Source organism: Paenibacillus sp. Dod16 (genome assembly GCF_049893405.1).
Classification (GTDB): domain Bacteria; phylum Bacillota; class Bacilli; order Paenibacillales; family Paenibacillaceae; genus Paenibacillus_AQ.
On record NZ_JBNDYG010000012.1, the window covers coordinates 88124 to 103603 of the forward strand.

General features: G+C 52.2%; 13 protein-coding genes and 1 pseudogene. 7 read left to right on the plus strand and 7 right to left on the minus strand.

The window, feature by feature from the left end:
- The first annotated feature begins 190 nt into the window (after window positions 1-190).
- From ACPV3A_RS11900 to mmsB, 6 genes and pseudogenes are all read left to right on the plus strand, one after another.
- Window positions 191-1198, plus strand: coding sequence for a substrate-binding domain-containing protein (locus ACPV3A_RS11900; RefSeq protein WP_194541382.1), 1008 nt, complete (start codon window positions 191-193; stop codon window positions 1196-1198).
- Window positions 1179-3087: pseudogene (locus tag ACPV3A_RS11905) on the plus strand (cache domain-containing sensor histidine kinase). The gene ACPV3A_RS11900 and the pseudogene ACPV3A_RS11905 overlap by 20 nt, the downstream one beginning before the upstream one ends.
- On the plus strand, window positions 3084-4301 hold the full coding sequence (locus tag ACPV3A_RS11910; protein WP_426199745.1) for a response regulator transcription factor: 1218 nt from the start codon (window positions 3084-3086) through the stop codon (window positions 4299-4301). Before ACPV3A_RS11905 ends, ACPV3A_RS11910 begins: the two are co-directional and overlap by 4 nt.
- A gap of 441 nt (window positions 4302-4742) precedes the next feature.
- Window positions 4743-5828 (plus strand): multiple monosaccharide ABC transporter substrate-binding protein, encoded by a 1086-nt coding sequence (gene chvE, locus ACPV3A_RS11915; protein ID WP_194541385.1) that lies wholly within the window; start codon window positions 4743-4745, stop codon window positions 5826-5828.
- 42 nt (window positions 5829-5870) lie between these two features.
- Entirely contained in the window at window positions 5871-7403 is a 1533-nt protein-coding gene (mmsA, locus tag ACPV3A_RS11920; RefSeq protein ID WP_194541386.1) for a multiple monosaccharide ABC transporter ATP-binding protein, read from the plus strand.
- Between the two features lies 1 nt (window position 7404).
- Entirely contained in the window at window positions 7405-8571 is a 1167-nt protein-coding gene (gene mmsB, locus ACPV3A_RS11925; RefSeq protein ID WP_194541387.1) for a multiple monosaccharide ABC transporter permease, read from the plus strand.
- A gap of 83 nt (window positions 8572-8654) precedes the next feature.
- Here mmsB and ACPV3A_RS11930 read toward each other — a convergent pair whose 3' ends face one another.
- From ACPV3A_RS11930 to ACPV3A_RS11945, 4 genes are all read right to left on the minus strand, one after another.
- Complete coding sequence (locus tag ACPV3A_RS11930; RefSeq protein ID WP_220686214.1) at window positions 8655-9380, minus strand: Tat pathway signal protein; 726 nt, start codon at window positions 9378-9380, stop codon at window positions 8655-8657.
- The gene (locus tag ACPV3A_RS11935; protein ID WP_426199747.1) at window positions 9377-10255 is read right to left on the minus strand and encodes an ATP-binding cassette domain-containing protein; all 879 of its coding nucleotides are present in this window, start codon (window positions 10253-10255) and stop codon (window positions 9377-9379) included. The genes ACPV3A_RS11930 and ACPV3A_RS11935 overlap by 4 nt, the downstream gene beginning before the upstream one ends.
- Entirely contained in the window at window positions 10245-10631 is a 387-nt protein-coding gene (locus ACPV3A_RS11940; RefSeq protein WP_071223518.1) for a GntR family transcriptional regulator, read from the minus strand. The genes ACPV3A_RS11935 and ACPV3A_RS11940 overlap by 11 nt, the downstream gene beginning before the upstream one ends.
- Before the next feature lie 222 nt (window positions 10632-10853).
- Complete coding sequence (locus ACPV3A_RS11945; RefSeq protein ID WP_194541390.1) at window positions 10854-11447, minus strand: M15 family metallopeptidase; 594 nt, start codon at window positions 11445-11447, stop codon at window positions 10854-10856.
- Between the two features lie 173 nt (window positions 11448-11620).
- On the opposite strand from ACPV3A_RS11945, the gene ACPV3A_RS11950 reads away from it, so the two are divergent.
- Entirely contained in the window at window positions 11621-12148 is a 528-nt protein-coding gene (locus tag ACPV3A_RS11950) for a hypothetical protein (RefSeq protein ID WP_194541391.1), read from the plus strand.
- 200 nt (window positions 12149-12348) lie between these two features.
- Here ACPV3A_RS11950 and ACPV3A_RS11955 read toward each other — a convergent pair whose 3' ends face one another.
- From ACPV3A_RS11955 to ACPV3A_RS11965, 3 genes are all read right to left on the minus strand, one after another.
- Window positions 12349-13530 (minus strand): MalY/PatB family protein, encoded by a 1182-nt coding sequence (locus ACPV3A_RS11955; RefSeq protein WP_216534760.1) that lies wholly within the window; start codon window positions 13528-13530, stop codon window positions 12349-12351.
- Window positions 13531-13563: 33 nt separating this feature from the next.
- Window positions 13564-14487 (minus strand): AEC family transporter, encoded by a 924-nt coding sequence (locus tag ACPV3A_RS11960; RefSeq protein ID WP_194541393.1) that lies wholly within the window; start codon window positions 14485-14487, stop codon window positions 13564-13566.
- 247 nt (window positions 14488-14734) lie between these two features.
- Complete coding sequence (locus tag ACPV3A_RS11965; protein WP_426199748.1) at window positions 14735-15454, minus strand: 3-ketoacyl-ACP reductase; 720 nt, start codon at window positions 15452-15454, stop codon at window positions 14735-14737.
- Window positions 15455-15480 lie beyond the last annotated feature (26 nt).

The window sequence follows — 15480 nt, forward strand, 5'->3', positions numbered from 1 at the left end:
TAACATATCAGAAACAGGCTGCAACATGGTTAGGTTTAACTGTGGACGGTCTGTTTTTGCTGCCGGCCATAGCCAAATTTTAGCAAGGGTTTGATCTTTTTCAAAGAATTGCAGTATATTCATTATACGTTATGTAACCGATTGCAACTGAAGATGGCGAACGAAGGATCAAGGATCGGGGGACTTATTCATGAAGAAGATGATGCTGGTGTACGGTGCGCTTCTATTGGCTTTTTTCACCTATGTCTTCATGTACAGGCTGGAGGACAAGCGTTCTTCCGCTTGGGAGGAGGGCGGCCTGCACGGCAGCATGGGTGAGAATTATGTTATGGTGACTTTTCAATCCGGTATGGAATACTGGAAAAATATTCTGAAGGGCTTCGAGGATGGAGGGGATGCGCTAGGCGTAACTGTCGATTATCGCGGCTCTACACAATACGACGTGGAGGAACAGATCACTGTTCTGGAACAAGTGATTGCCAAAAAGCCTGCCGGTATCGCCCTGTCGGCCATCGATTCCAAAGCGCTGACGTCGACAATTAATAAAGCCGTGGATGCCGGGATCCCCGTCGTGCTGTTCGATGCGGATGCGCCTGACAGTAAGGCCTATTCGTTCCTGGCAACCAACAATTACAACGCTGGCGTTGCGGCCGCGGACAAAATGGCGCAGCTTCTCGGCCGGGAAGGGGAGATCGGGATTGTTACCCAGCCCGGGCAGCAGAATCATGATGACCGTTCCGAAGGCTTCAGGGACACTTTAGAGCAGCGATATCCCGGCATGTCCGTGGTGGAGATCAGGGAAGGCAAAGGGGATACCCTCGTTGCCAAAGAGGCTGCTGCCGACATGCTGGATAAGCACCCGGATCTCAAAGGGATCTTCGTAACGGAGGCCAGCGGCGGAATGGGCGTGGCGGATGCCGTGATCGGCGCGGATAAAGCAAACCGAATTACCATCATCGGATTCGATACGAATAAAGGAACGCTGGACCGGATTTCCGATGGAACCATCGCGGCAACGATCGCCCAGGGGACGTGGAATATGGGCTATTGGTCCTTGCAGTATTTGTTTCATCTGCATCATGGTCTTACCGTACCGGCCCCGACGCTCGGCAATGACGTATCTCCGCTTCCGACAAGGGTGGACACCGGGATTTCCATTGTGACCCGAGAGAATGTGAATGATTATTATGCAAAATAGAAACAGAGCGGAATCCTGGCGCGAAGGCATGTCGCGGTGGCTGCGGTTCGGGGATTTGCCGCTGAGATACAAGCTCGTCATTTTGTTCCTCATGGTTGGCATCCTGCCCTCAATCGCGCTGAGTGTCCTCGTCAATTGGACGGTTAACCGCATTGTGGATCAGCAGGTAACCTCGAACACCATTCAATTGATCGGAAAGGTCAATCAGACCCTGGACAATGATATGGAGAATCTCCAGAACATTACGTATTTGATCGGATTTGACCCGCGCACGGAACGATTTCTGAATGGGGAAATTCAAGGGGACAAGCCAGCCGTTGGAACCGAAGATACGGGTGATTCCGGCCCGCGAACCGCCTCGGTCAAGCAGGACAATACGGAGAATTATGAGATTAAGCGGTACCTTCAAGGCTTCACGACGCTGTACCCGGAAATCGCCTCTATTCTTCTGGTCAATCGCGAGGGAGAGTATATCAGTAACGAAATGTACGCACGCAGTCCGGCAAGTTTGACGGAGGAAGAATGGTACCGCGAGGCTGTTTTAAATGAAGGGATTTTCACCGTGCTTGGCCATCCGGCAGAGCGTAATGTCACCACCCATGTTCATTACGGCAACGAGGAGCTGGTATCGGTCGTTCGCTCGATTGTGGATCCGGATACGAGGGAAGTAACCGGTGCGGTATTGATCGATTTGAAGCTGCGGGCAGTCGCGAGAGCGGTCCGGGATGTCACGCTTGGAAAAAGCGGATATTTGATGGTGGCAGAGGCCGGCGGCTCCAGCATCTATGCTCCGGAGGATTCCATCATTCCGTCCATTCCCCCCTCGTGGTTTCCGGAAGAGGACAGCGGCGCCTTGATCCGCGAGGTGAACGGGGAGCGTCTGCAATTGATATACGGCACCTCCTCATTTACCGGCTGGCGGACGATCGGCGTATTTCCAACCAGCGAATCGGTGTATGAGGTCCGGGAGATTCGTTTTTATATGATTTGTTTCTTGTTTGTGGTGTGTTTGTTTGGGGTTGCGGCATCCTATACGCTTTCACAGTCGATATCCAGACCGATCTGGCAGCTCATGTCCTTCATGCAAAAAGCCGAATCCGGGGATTTGACGACCCGTTACTGGGGAAACCGGCAGGATGAGGTGGGTATGCTCGGCCGCAGCTTTAACCGCATGCTTCTGCAGATTCGAAAGCTGATGAAGCTGAGCGAGCTGCGGGAAAAGCAGAAGCGCGAAGCGGAGCTGCGCAGCCTGCAGGCTCACATTAAGCCGCATTTTCTGTACAACACGCTGGATACAATTCATTGGATGGCCCGCAAGAAAGGGGCGGACGATGTATCGAATCTGGTGGAATCCTTGTCGCGGCTGTTTCGGCTCGGGCTCAGCAAAGGGGATGATATCATTCCCATGTCCGACGAATGGACGCATATCAGCAGTTACCTGCAAATACAGAAAACGCGTTACCGCGACAGGCTGCAGGTTGAGATGGAGCTTTCGCCAGAGGCTGAGAAATTGTACGTGCTGAAGCTCTTACTGCAGCCGATCGTGGAAAACGCGATATACCACGGCATTAAGGCCCGTAGAGGGCCCGGGCGAATTGTCATCAAAGCCGAGGTGAACGGAGACGTTCTTCTCCTTAGCGTCCAGGATAATGGGGCCGGCATGTCTTCTGATCGGCTGGGCCATGGAGGCGACGCCGGGAGAAGGGCTGGGCGGAAGCCGAAGCTACGGCATGCTGAATGTGCAGGCACGTATCAAGCTAACGTTCGGCGATGAGTACGGAATCACGATTGACAGTACAGAGAACGAGGGAACCACGGTAGTGATTACGCACCCGCTGGTGCATGCCGTTCCTTCGTCCTCCGATCATGATGGGAGAGACAGGTTATGAAGAGAGCGTATCAAGTCTTGATTGCCGACGATGAGCCGATTATCCGCGAAGGCATTCGGGATGCGGTCGACTGGGAGGGACTCGGCATGGAGGTGGCTGCCGAAGCGGAGGATGGCGAAGAGGCGCTGGAGCTTGCGCTCAACCAACCGATTGACATTATGCTGGTCGATATGAATATGCCGTTCCTGGACGGCATCGGGCTTATGAAGCGGATGAAGGAAGAACGTCCCGAATGCCGGTTCGTCATTATTACCGGCCATGACGAATTTGCTTATGCGCAGGAAGCGATCCGGCTCGGGGTTAAGGATTATATATTGAAGCCGGTGAATGCGGATCACCTGATCCAGGTGCTGGGCAGCGTTCGGGATGAGCTGAACGACCATCAAATCCAGGAGAACTATCTTAAGAAGGCGTCCGAGCAAATCGAGAAGAACATTCCGCTGCTGCGGGAACGGTTCTGCCTCGAATGGATACATGGCCTGCTGGATGAGGAGGAGGCGCTCGAGCAGCTGGAATTCCTGGGACTGCCGCCTTGCCGTCCATCCCGGATCGGCATCGCCAGATGGACGGAGATGACGGCTCCGCAGCCTTTGATGAAGGAAAGCGACCGGCAGCTGTATCTGTTCGCGATGGAAAATATAATCGCCGAGCTGTTTCATCCCGCGCCCTGCGTTTTGTTCCGGGATCACACTGGATGGATCGGCATCTGCTGCTGGGGAGTAGCGGATTCGAACATTGCGGCCGATGCCGAGCAGCTGATCCAGAAGTACTTAAAGCTGGCCGTGAATGTACATCTGGAGCCTGTTTCGGAAGAAGCGGACGGAGCGGTTGCAGCCGCCTATGAGGCTTGCCGGGAAGGGGTGTTCAAGGAGGCGCAGCTCTCTCCGCTGGTACGGCGGGCTCGCCAGCTCATCCAGGAGCAGTATGCCGTTCGGGAGCTGACGCTGGAATCCTTTGCCCATGCCTTGCAGGTTTCGCCCGTCTATCTGAGCCGGACGCTAAAGAAAGAACTGGGCACGTCTTTTATCACGCTCATGACCCAGACGAGGATTCAGAAAGCAATCCAGCTGCTCAACTCCACCGAGCTTAGCATCCTGGACATCGCGGAGCGGGTCGGGTATGACAGCCAGCATTATTTCAGCACGGCTTTTAAGAAGGTGATGGGGGTATCGCCGAACCGGTACCGCAAAGGGGCGACGGTTCAGGAAGAATAAGCGGTTGAGTTAGGGGCATGAAGTTGGTATCCGGAACCTATACCATTCTGGCAGGCCGTATATGATCGTAATTATGGTCCGCTGGCGAGTTTGATGCCCGCAGACTTTTCTAATGATATGGGGAGATGACACGGTTTTCGCGCTTATCATGGCTTAAGTGAAGGCGATAGCCTCTGTTTTGTTGGGATAACCAACTTAACAGAGGCTTTTTTTATGCAGGCAACCGCTTGAGACATGCTGTGTACGGAGCCGGGACGTTAAGCAGCCATGTACACACTCGCGCGAATTCCAAACAACAAAAGTATGAAAATTATAAAAAAGGTTGTTTTCGTGGAAAGACCCCTCCACCCGTTGGGAGGTATCCTTTGTAGTACAGAGAGGCTTTTCGAACCTTCGGTTGTAAGCGCTCTCGATTCCATTTTTCGGAAAGGGGAACTACCGATGAAGAGAGGATTGCCAGGATTGCTGATCGCGGTGCTGCTCTTGGCCCTGACGGCCTGCAACCTCGCCGAAAGCCAAACCGGCGATGCTGAGAAGGGATACGTCGGCCTTGCGATGCCAACGAAATCATCCGAACGCTGGGTGGCTGACGGAAAGAACATGGAGCGGCTGTTTCAGGAAAAGGGATATAAAACCGATCTTCAATTCGCCGAGGACGTGATTGAAAACCAGATTTCCCAAATCGAGAACATGATTACGAAAGGGGTCGACGTCATCGTCATTGCTTCCATTGACGGCAATACGCTGACAGACGTGATCAAGAAGGCTCATGATCAGGGAATTAAGGTTATCGCTTATGACCGGTTAATTCGAAATACCGAGCATTTAAGTTATTATGCCACCTTCGACAATTTCCAGGTCGGTGTTCAGCAAGCATCTTATATTGAAGAGAAGCTTGGCCTGAAGGAAGGGAAGGGGCCGTTCAATATCGAGCTGTTCGGCGGATCGCCGGACGATAACAATGCTTACTTCTTCTATGACGGCGCGATGTCCGTGCTGAAGCCTTACATGGATTCAGGCAAGCTTGTGGTTCGGAGCAAGCAGACTACGATGGCCCAGATTGCGACCCTGCGCTGGGATGGGGCTTTGGCCCAGTCGCGGATGGATAACCTGATCAGTGCCAACTATTCGAGCGAAAATTTGGATGCGGTGCTGTCGCCCTACGACGGGATCAGCATCGGCATTATCTCTTCGCTCAAGGGCGTAGGCTACGGGACGGCGGCCAAGCCGCTGCCGATCATCACGGGTCAGGATGCGGAGCTAGCTTCCATTAAATCGATCGTGGCCGGAGAGCAAACGCAGACGGTGTTCAAGGACACGCGCCAGCTCGCCGAGCAAGCGGTCAAGATGGCGGAGAGCGTGCTGAAGGGAGAAGAGGCCGAGGTCAACGATACGGAATCGTACGATAACGGCATCAAGGTCGTGCCAGCCTATCTGCTCCCTCCCGTATCCGTTGATGCTTCCAATGTGGAGAAAGAGGTTGTGGAGACGGGCTATTATTCCAAGGAAGAAATCGGATTGAAATAGTCTTTAGGCAGCGAACACGAAACGATAGGAAGGTGAAGCCAGATGTCAGAGTACATTCTTGAAATGCGGAATATTACGAAAGCGTTTCCCGGGGTGAAGGCGCTGGATAACGTGAACCTGAAAGTTCGCGAAGGCGAAATCCACTCCCTGTGCGGGGAGAACGGAGCGGGCAAATCCACGCTGATGAAAGTGCTGAGCGGCGTGTATCCACACGGCTCGTATGAGGGAGATATTTTGTTCAAAGGCAGCGTCTGCCAATTTAAAGATATTAAGCAAAGTGAAGACCTGGGCATCGTCATCATCCATCAGGAGCTTGCGTTGATCCCGTATCTGTCGATTGCCGAGAACATTTACTTGGGGAACGAGCGCGCAGAGAAGGGCATCATGAACTGGAACGAGACGATGATCGGAGCTAAAGAGCTGCTGGATAAGGTGGGACTCAGCGAAAACCCGAACACGCAGGTCGGCAGCATTGGCGTAGGCAAGCAGCAGCTGGTCGAAATCGCGAAGGCCTTATCGAAGAAGGTGAAGCTGCTTATCCTGGACGAACCGACGGCGGCGCTCAACGAGGACGACAGCGAGAACCTGCTTGAGCTGATGCTGGAATTCAAGAAGCAGGGAATCTCCTGCATCCTGATCTCCCATAAATTGAACGAGGTGTCAAAGGTATCGGATTCCATTACGATTCTGCGCGATGGTCAGACCATCGAAACGCTCGATATGAGAGGCGGCGAGGTGAACGAGGACCGGATCATCCGCGGCATGGTCGGCCGGGATTTGACGAACCGCTATCCGGAGCGGACACCAAAAATCGGGGAAGTCATTCTGGAGATTAAGGATTGGACGGTGTATCACGAGCAGCAAGCAAGCCGCAAAGTAATTGATAAAGTTAATATGAATATCCGCCGGGGGGAAATCGTGGGCATTGCCGGGCTGATGGGTTCCGGCCGGACCGAGCTTGCGATGAGTGTTTTCGGTAAGGCATACGGCAGGAATATTACAGGAACATTGCGCAAAGACGGGAAGGAAATCCGGAATCAATCTATTACCGAGGCGATTGAAAACGGCTTTGCTTACGTGACCGAGGACCGCAAGGAATACGGGTTGATTCTCATGGACGATATCAAACGTAACATCTCGCTGACCGGACTGTCCAAGCTGGCAAAGAACATGGTCATTGATGAACGGGAAGAAATCCTCGTGGCGGAGGATATGCGGAAGAAGCTGAAAATCAAAACGCCGAACATTCTCCAGAAGACGGGAAACCTCAGCGGGGGGAACCAGCAGAAGGTTGTCTTGAGTAAATGGATATATGCCGAGCCGGACATTCTGATCCTGGATGAGCCGACGCGGGGGATTGACGTTGGGGCCAAATACGAGATTTACGCGATCATTAACCAGCTGGCGGATGAGGGCAAGGGCGTGCTTGTCATTTCCTCGGAGCTGCCGGAGATTATAGGGATCTGCGACCGGATTTATGTCATGAGCGCGGGACGGCTGACCGGAGAAGTTAGCAGAGAGCAGGCTTCGCAGGAAACCTTGATGAGATACATGACCAAGAATGGAGGGGCTTAAGATGGAGACACTCAAAAAAATGTTCAAAAACAACATCCGCCAATACGGGATGATTATCGCCCTTGTTGTCATTATGATATTTTTCCAGATCATTACGGGCGGACTTCTGCTGGAGCCGATCAACATCACGAACCTGATTCTCCAGAACAGCTACATCCTCGTATTAGCCATCGGCATGGTGCTTGTCATTATTACGGGTCATATTGATTTGTCGGTCGGTTCGGTAGCCGCGTTCGTCGGTGCGGTTGCAGCGATCATGATGGTCGATATGCAGCTGCATCCCGTCATTGCCGTCATCGTATCCTTGATCGTCGGCGGTCTGATCGGAGCTTGGCAGGGATTCTGGGTGGCTTATGTGAAAATACCGGCCTTTATCGTAACCCTGGCGGGCATGCTCTTGTTCCGCGGTCTAACCATGATCGTGCTGGAGGGCCAATCCATTGCGCCGTTTCCGGGAGGCTTCCAGAAGCTGAGCTCCGGCTTTATCCCGGACTTCGGCAATACCGGCACCAATCTGATCGCTATTCTGGCGGGCATCGTCTTTACGGTTATTTTCCTGATCAATGAGCTTCGCGAGCGAAAATCGCATAAAAAATACAACTTCGAAGTTCTGCCAAACGGCTTGTTCCTCTTGAAGCTTATCCTAATTGCAGCGGTGATCAATGCCTTTACGTTCATGCTGGCCAGTTATGCCGGCCTCCCGAACATTCTGATTCTGCTGTTGGTGCTGATCATCATCTATTCCTTCGTGATGAACAAAACCGTGATGGGCCGTCATATTTATGCGCTCGGCGGCAACGAGAAGGCGGCGGGGCTGTCCGGCGTGAAAACCAAGAAGGTCACGTTCTGGGTATTCGTTAATATGGGCGTAATGGCAGCGATCTCCGGGTTGATCTTTGCCGCCCGCTTGAACGCGGCGACGCCAAGAGCCGGCACGAACTTTGAACTGGATGCCATCGCGGCGAGCTTCATCGGCGGCGCATCGGCCACCGGCGGGATCGGTACGGTCTTTGGCGCCATCATCGGCGGTCTTGTCATGGGCGTGCTTAATAACGGGATGTCGCTGGTGGGTCTTGGCATCGACTGGCAGCAAGGCATCAAGGGTCTGGTTCTTCTCGCGGCGGTAGCCTTCGATATTTATAATAAAAAGAAGAGCAGCGCTGCTTAATTCAAGCAATGTAAAGAATGATAAATGGCTGACTCCGGAGTAGATATGCTGCTACCCGTGAATCAGCCATTTTGGCGTACATGTTACATTTTGATCGTAACTCTTCGCGTGATCAGCCGAATCAGAATAAGCGCAATCAGGATGACGATCAGGGAGCCTGCAAGAGAGACCGGCAGCGTAACGGAAAAGTCAGTCGTGACCGGCAGCCACTGTTCCCATATGGAAGCCAGCTCGAATTGCCATAATGCATCCATGAAGGCGATCAACACGAGGGCTAAGGCGATCCACCCCAAGCCGCGAATCCAGCCAAACCGGTAAAATCCGGATCCAATCATCCATCCCATCAGATAGTAGATAAAAATTTGGACGCCGTAGGAGACAAGTATCAGCAGCCAGTTGTTATCGAGCTTCTGCAGCAAGGTGCTGCTGGCATCATGGGAGGTAACCATCCCGATGATCCAATTGACCAGACCCACCACGACTGGAAAGGCCAATGATAGATAGACGGCCGCCAATGCGGCTCCTTTAAAGAAATCCCTGCGCGTAATCCCGTTTCTTACATAATAGCTCAGAAAGCCGTAAGCAGAAATGATGCCGATGACGAGCATAAATCCTTTGGTTGAACGGTAAGTGATAGAGAAGAAGTCCTCCTCTGCGATTCCTTCGCGAACATTGACACCCATGCTGGTACCGATGCCGACTCCAATATAGATCAGCAGCACAACAAATAGAAAACCCAAGGACCAGCTGCCTTGCTGAATAAACATGTCCGTCGAAACTCTGGTTACGGCAGATGACGTTTTTTTCATGCGGAATATTCCTCCCCCGTCAGATGGATAAACAAGTCCTGGAGTGAGATCGGCCCGATCTCAAGTCCCGCCCGATGTGCGGCCAGCTGGGCTTCCTCGCTTAATTCTCCATAGACCATGACGGCTTTGGTAGAACCGAGCTGCTGCACGTTCAGCACCTTCATACCCTGGATGTATTCATCTACCTTTGCCGCCGGGCCCGTAATGGAAACGCCTCGGGATGTGAGGCTTTCATAATCGTCTTGCAGCACGAACTGGCCTTTGTGAATGATAATGACTTCTTCGAACAGATAATCCATCTCCGAAACCAGGTGGGTGGAGAGAATGAATGTACGGGGATGGCGCTCCTGGTCTTCCAGCAGCTCCCGGTAAAAAATTTCGCGTGACGGCGCATCCATGCCGAGATAAACCTCATCCAATATGGTCACCGGCGAGCGGCTGGCAAGGCCGATGCATACGTTAAAAGCGGATTGCATCCCTTTGGAAAGCTCCTTCAGCTGTTTATCCAAGGGCAAATTGAATTTGCGTGCAAGCTCAAGGGCATATCCGGTATCGAAATGGGGCCGGTGTCTGGCTGCCGATTCAATCGCTGCCTTGACCTTGTCGGTCTCGTCTTTATAGTCGATATCGTAGATGAAGGAGACCTCCTTCATGATTTTTGCATTTTCAAACGGCTGCTCACCGCCGACCGTAACCGATCCCGATGAGGGTTCACGAAATGAAGCAAGAACAGACAGAAGCGAGGTTTTGCCTGCTCCGTTCCGCCCCAAGAGACCATAAATTTTGCCGGCCGGGAGATGCAGCGAAACATTGCGGACGGCTTCGAGGTCACCATATACCACCGATAGGCGATCAAACTGAATATCAAGATTCATGGACGTCACTTCCTTTTAACTGGGTTATGATTTGAAAAAGCTCATCCGTGGATAAGCCGAGTTTGTCTGCTTCCTGTACCATAGGCACCACATAATGTTCCGCAAATGCACTCTTTCGGGTCTGGAGCAGCATTTCCTTGGCCCCCTCTGCAACAAACATGCCGACACCTCGCTTTTTATAGATGAGTCCGGAATCAACCAGCAGGTTGATGCCCTTTAATACCGTGATGTGATTGATTTTGTAAAATTGGGAGAGCTGCGTCGTGGAAGGAACCTGTTCACCTTCAAGCAGTAGATCATTCACGATCTGGTCCTCGATCTTCTCCTTGATCTGGATGAACAGGGGCTTATTATCTGGGTGTACGGTACCGCTCAATAAGAATCACCGCCTTGCCTTCATGTCCTGTTAAGGTTATATACTCATATATATGACTATATAACCAAAAGGTGAATCGAATGTCAAGCATTTGGTTGGATATCACGAATCATCAAAAGTTTTGGTAGAGAACAACGTCAAAAATGCCGACCAGAACGATCTGGTCGGCATTAATCTAAAAGGTGATGCGTAAGGTTTGAGGGACATGCGCTGCTTAGCCGTTCACTTTGCTTCCAAAGTCTCGGAAGCGTCCATGGGAGGGAGCTTTCCCCGTTTTAAATCACGGATCGTCAGTCCAAAATCGATCTGCAGATGCGGATAATCCGGGAAGTTGGCCCAATCGCCGCCCCACTGGAAGCCTAAATCTTTGGCAATTTCCACAACTTCCATCCAGTCAGCCTTGCCGTTTCCGTTCCCGTCATATTCCATATCCCAGATGACGCTTCCATCCTTTAGCCTTAGCGCAAAATCAATCGCAAGTCCATAGTTGTGGAGGGATTCTCCGGCTTTGGCATTCGTCACGATGTCGCCCTCGGTGCTGCGCCCCTGATTGTAGATGCGGGTCTGCTCTTCATGGCTGCGGTAACCGTCCGTTATGATGATCGTGATTCCTTTTTTCTTGGTGAGGCGGACAAGCTCATTCTTTTGCTGTAATACATAGGGGTGGAGCTGGGTGACTTCAGGTGTTTCTTTACTGTTAAAATCAAAATCGAGATCGTTGATGAATCCCGGTATGGAGGTTTGCAGCTGCATATAAAATATGGCGAGTAATAAGGCAGCAATCAGGAACAGTGTCGTTTTTTTGCGTTTGATCATGAGGACTCTATAATCTACCTACTTTCATATGATGGCTTACTCTATTATATCGGCATCCCGTCCCGTATTCCAACAGACGGGACCCCTGACCAGATATCGACATGAATAGCAATCCATGGTTTATCGCATCCTATTCATAAACATGTACGCTATCCGGAAAAGGGGGAATTGCAATGAGCAACATTCAAAATATGTCGATGAGACTCAACCAGCTATCGGGCCAATTGACCGCTGCAGCGCAAAACGGGGGAATGAGCGAAGTCGGGATGATCGTAAGTGAGCTAAGCCATATCCAAGCCGAGCTTCAAAGCGCCCAGGCAGGGGTTACGCCTGAAACTTCTTCTGCCGTCCGGCAGGAGCTGGTGAATTGCCGAATGGTCTTGCATGGGATGATGAACGCAGTGCAGGATATCCGAACATCTATAGCGGAGCAGTACCGTCAGGTGCTGGGCGAGAACAAAACGGCATTCGAGCAAATGGACGAGACTGCGCAGCAGAGCGGGTACGCCGAAGCTTATCGACATCGTCAGCTGTTCCAGCAGATGGACCAAGTCAGCCAGCAGCTTCATCAGCTGGACGGCTCGATGCTGGACGCAGGTTATCAGATGGAGCGGGGACAGGTGGCCGGCGACAGTCTGAATGGAGCCGTAACGATTGAGGGGCTGACTTCCGGTACCGACGACAACGGAAGTTTGATGTGAGACTGCTCGATCGGAGGGACGGAACAGGATGTATCGCCGGATGGACGTGACTTTAGAGGCGGCCCGCGGTGAACGACTGGAAGTGGTATCCCGATAAGACATTTGATGCGGATGGCAAAATATATCAGCCGAGTAGTTTGCAAGCAATAAAAAGGAGCTGCGCGTATAGCGCGGCTCCTTTTGTGATTGAGTTTATGTCCTTAGGCTTTCCGCCATTCCTCGACAGCTTTATGCAGACGAGACAACGCCTCATGGACGGTGGCGCGCGTGCAAGCCAGGTTCATGCGCATGAAACCTTCGCCTTCCTTCCCGAAGGCCGCCCCGCTGTTTAATCCAAGCTTCGCCTCTTGAACCAGGAAGCGATTTAAGTCCTCGTGGGACATGCCCATTCCACGGAAATCAATCCACAGCAGGTAAGTAGCCTCCGGTATAACCACCTTCAGCTCGGGCAGATGCTCCTGTGCGTAATTCGCAACCAGCTCCATGTTCCCGCGGATATAAACCAGGAGTTCATCCAGCCATGGTTCGCCCTCACGGTAAGCGGCCTCGGTGGCGGCGGCGCCCATCGGTGTAATGGAGCCAATGGCGTAACGGTTCAGTATTTTGCGGAATTTGCTGCGCAGCTGCGCATTCGAAATGATAATGTTTGCCGTGTTCAGACCGGCGATATTAAATGTCTTGCTTGGCGCGGTGCAGATGATGGAACGCTCGGCGGCATCCTCGGACAGAGCAGCGAATGGCGTATGCGCCCCGGATTCAAACACCAGATCCGCATGGATTTCATCGGATACGACAAGCACATCGTATTGCTGGCAGAGAGAAGCCAGTCGCTCTAATTCTGTTCTGCTCCACACCCGGCCCACCGGGTTGTGCGGACTGCACAGAATGAGCATTTTGATTTTGCCTGTAGAAAAGCTCTTCTCCAAGTCTTCGAAATCCATCGAGTAATCGCCGTCCTCACTTCGAAGCAGCGGATTATGCACCAGCTCACGGCCATGGTCTTGAACGACGCTATAGAACGGCGGATAGACCGGCGTCTGGATGACGACTTGATCGCCCGGCTCGGTGAACGCATCCACGATCAGGCTGAGTGCCGGAACGACACCCGGACAGAATTGAATCCACTCCTGCTGAATACTCCAGCTGTGGCGTTTCTCCATCCAGTCGCATATCGCTTCACGGTAAGAGTCGGAAGGGAACGTATATCCAAATACACCATGCTCCACCCGTTGATGGAGCGCCTTTACAACGGCGGGAGGAGCGGCAAAGTCCATGTCAGCCACCCACATCGGAAGCGCATCCGGCACGCCGAAGATGGTGGGAACATTGTCCCACTTCTGACAGTCGGTACAGGTTCGGTCTATTGCAAGATCAAAATTCATATGTAAATTCCTCCTAGCAGAGATGAGTTAGCGTTAAGCTACAAATTTGGCTAATGTAATTAAGCCGGTAATTGTAATTACGTTTAGTATGGTCGATATAAGGACAGTTTGTGCAGCAAAATCAGGCTCATTCTGATATTCTTCCGCCAAAATGGATGAATTTACGCCAACCGGCATGCCTGAAGCAATGATCAGCGCTTGAGCCGGAACGCCTTTTAGCCCGAGCAGCAGCACGATCAGAATGCCGATGGCTGGCGCGACCAGCAGACGCAGCAGAACGCTGAGGTAAACATCGAGCCGGCGCAGGCGGAGCGGATATTTAATGATCTGTGCGCCAAGCGTCAGCAGGGCGATCGCGACCATGGATTGGTCCGCATACATCAGCGGCTGTGAGATAAAGACCGGGAGCGGCAACGCCAGGGCATGCAGCACAATGCCGATGACGAGGGCATAAGGAACGGGCATTTTTAGAAATCCGATGATGGCCTGTTTGTATAATCCTTCCGTCTTGGCTCCCTGAATGGAAATAACTCCGTACGTGAACGTAAGGAGGCTCTGAAAAGACATGATGAGCGCTTGTACCGAGCCGGCCATCGGGTCTCCCTTGAAGGCCAGATCATTGATCGGAAGGCCGTAGTTTCCCGAATTATCGAGCAGAAGGCTGTTGGTAAAAGCAGCTCTCATCCCCCGATTGAATTTGCGCTGCTTGGCAACCAGCATGCTGATCACGTAGAGCACGCCGATATAGAGCGCATAGAATAAGGCCACCATGCCCAGGAGCTGCGGTGACATTTTGGATTCGTACATACTCATAAATACCGCTGCAGGCGTAATGTAGTAAAAGTTGATTTTGGCGAGTGTGTACAAATCGAGTTTGAAGGCATATTGCATAATGATGCCAAAACCTATCAGGACAAAGATGGGAAGTACCACTTCTAGTAAAATGTCAGCGATCATGCTGTTGTCATCTTCTTTCCATGAGTGTAGCTTAAGGTAACTATCTGGCTGTCGTATGACGCCATGTCATTATATCATGACAACGGATTGTTGACACTTGATTCCGTATGGAAAAAAGAACAATTGTTGCTGTCCGCGTTACGGTCGCTTTATATCCAGGCTGTACGCAAAAAGGGTGCTCCCTTGGCCGATGACCAGGGAACACCCTTGAATGGCTGTAGCAATAGGTGCGTCTGTCGACGCGCCATTATTGCGGGTTGGTTGTCCAAATCCCGGCGGATTTGACAAATACCCGCTGCGGCAGCTTCAGTGCAGCGAGCACAAGCTCAGCTACGTCTTCCGGCTGCATCATCCGGTCCTCGTCCCCGATCTTCAGGCCGGCATTGACGGCAAGATCCGTGTTCACGGTGCTTGGGGTCAGTGCGGTCACCCGAATGTTGTGTTTGCGGACCTCCTGGAGCACGGCTTCGGTCAGTCCCATAACGGCAAATTTAGAAGCGTTATAGGCAGAGCCTGTGGCGAATCCGCGCTCTCCGGCCGTAGAAGAGATGTTGATGATATCGCCCATGTTATGCTCAATCATGCCGGGCAGCGCTGCGCGCGTCATGTAGTAAGTCCCCATCAGATTTACGTCAACGATACGTTTCCAGGCTTCAGGTTCCATTTCCAGCAGATTGCCGAACTGGGCAATGCCCGTATTGTTAATCAGAATGTCTACCGATCCGAGCTCCATGTTTACCGCTGCAAACGCAGCCTCTGCCTCGCTCTGCACGGAAACGTCGGCAACTGCAGCCACGGCTCTGACACCATATTGTTCAGCAACCAGGGCGCTCAGCGGCTCCAGATCAGCTGCCGTACGGGCGACAAGCCCAACGTGCACGCCTTCCTTGGCAAGAGCAATCGCCAGAGCGCGTCCAATCCCTTTACCTGCACCCGTGATGAGGGCTGTTTTATTTTTCAGGCTCATGTACACTCACTCCTTCACATCAATAA

Coding starts and splice junctions, on each gene's coding strand:
- ACPV3A_RS11955 (WP_216534760.1), bottom strand. CDS start 13,530: ATGAATTTTGATCTTGCAATAGACCGAACCTGTACCGACTGTCAGAAG.
- chvE (WP_194541385.1), top strand. CDS start 4,743: ATGAAGAGAGGATTGCCAGGATTGCTGATCGCGGTGCTGCTCTTGGCC.
- ACPV3A_RS11950 (WP_194541391.1), top strand. CDS start 11,621: ATGAGCAACATTCAAAATATGTCGATGAGACTCAACCAGCTATCGGGC.
- mmsB (WP_194541387.1), top strand. CDS start 7,405: ATGGAGACACTCAAAAAAATGTTCAAAAACAACATCCGCCAATACGGG.
- ACPV3A_RS11930 (WP_220686214.1), bottom strand. CDS start 9,380: ATGAAAAAAACGTCATCTGCCGTAACCAGAGTTTCGACGGACATGTTT.
- ACPV3A_RS11965 (WP_426199748.1), bottom strand. CDS start 15,454: ATGAGCCTGAAAAATAAAACAGCCCTCATCACGGGTGCAGGTAAAGGG.
- mmsA (WP_194541386.1), top strand. CDS start 5,871: ATGTCAGAGTACATTCTTGAAATGCGGAATATTACGAAAGCGTTTCCC.
- ACPV3A_RS11945 (WP_194541390.1), bottom strand. CDS start 11,447: ATGATCAAACGCAAAAAAACGACACTGTTCCTGATTGCTGCCTTATTA.
- ACPV3A_RS11900 (WP_194541382.1), top strand. CDS start 191: ATGAAGAAGATGATGCTGGTGTACGGTGCGCTTCTATTGGCTTTTTTC.
- ACPV3A_RS11960 (WP_194541393.1), bottom strand. CDS start 14,487: ATGATCGCTGACATTTTACTAGAAGTGGTACTTCCCATCTTTGTCCTG.
- ACPV3A_RS11910 (WP_426199745.1), top strand. CDS start 3,084: ATGAAGAGAGCGTATCAAGTCTTGATTGCCGACGATGAGCCGATTATC.
- ACPV3A_RS11935 (WP_426199747.1), bottom strand. CDS start 10,255: ATGAATCTTGATATTCAGTTTGATCGCCTATCGGTGGTATATGGTGAC.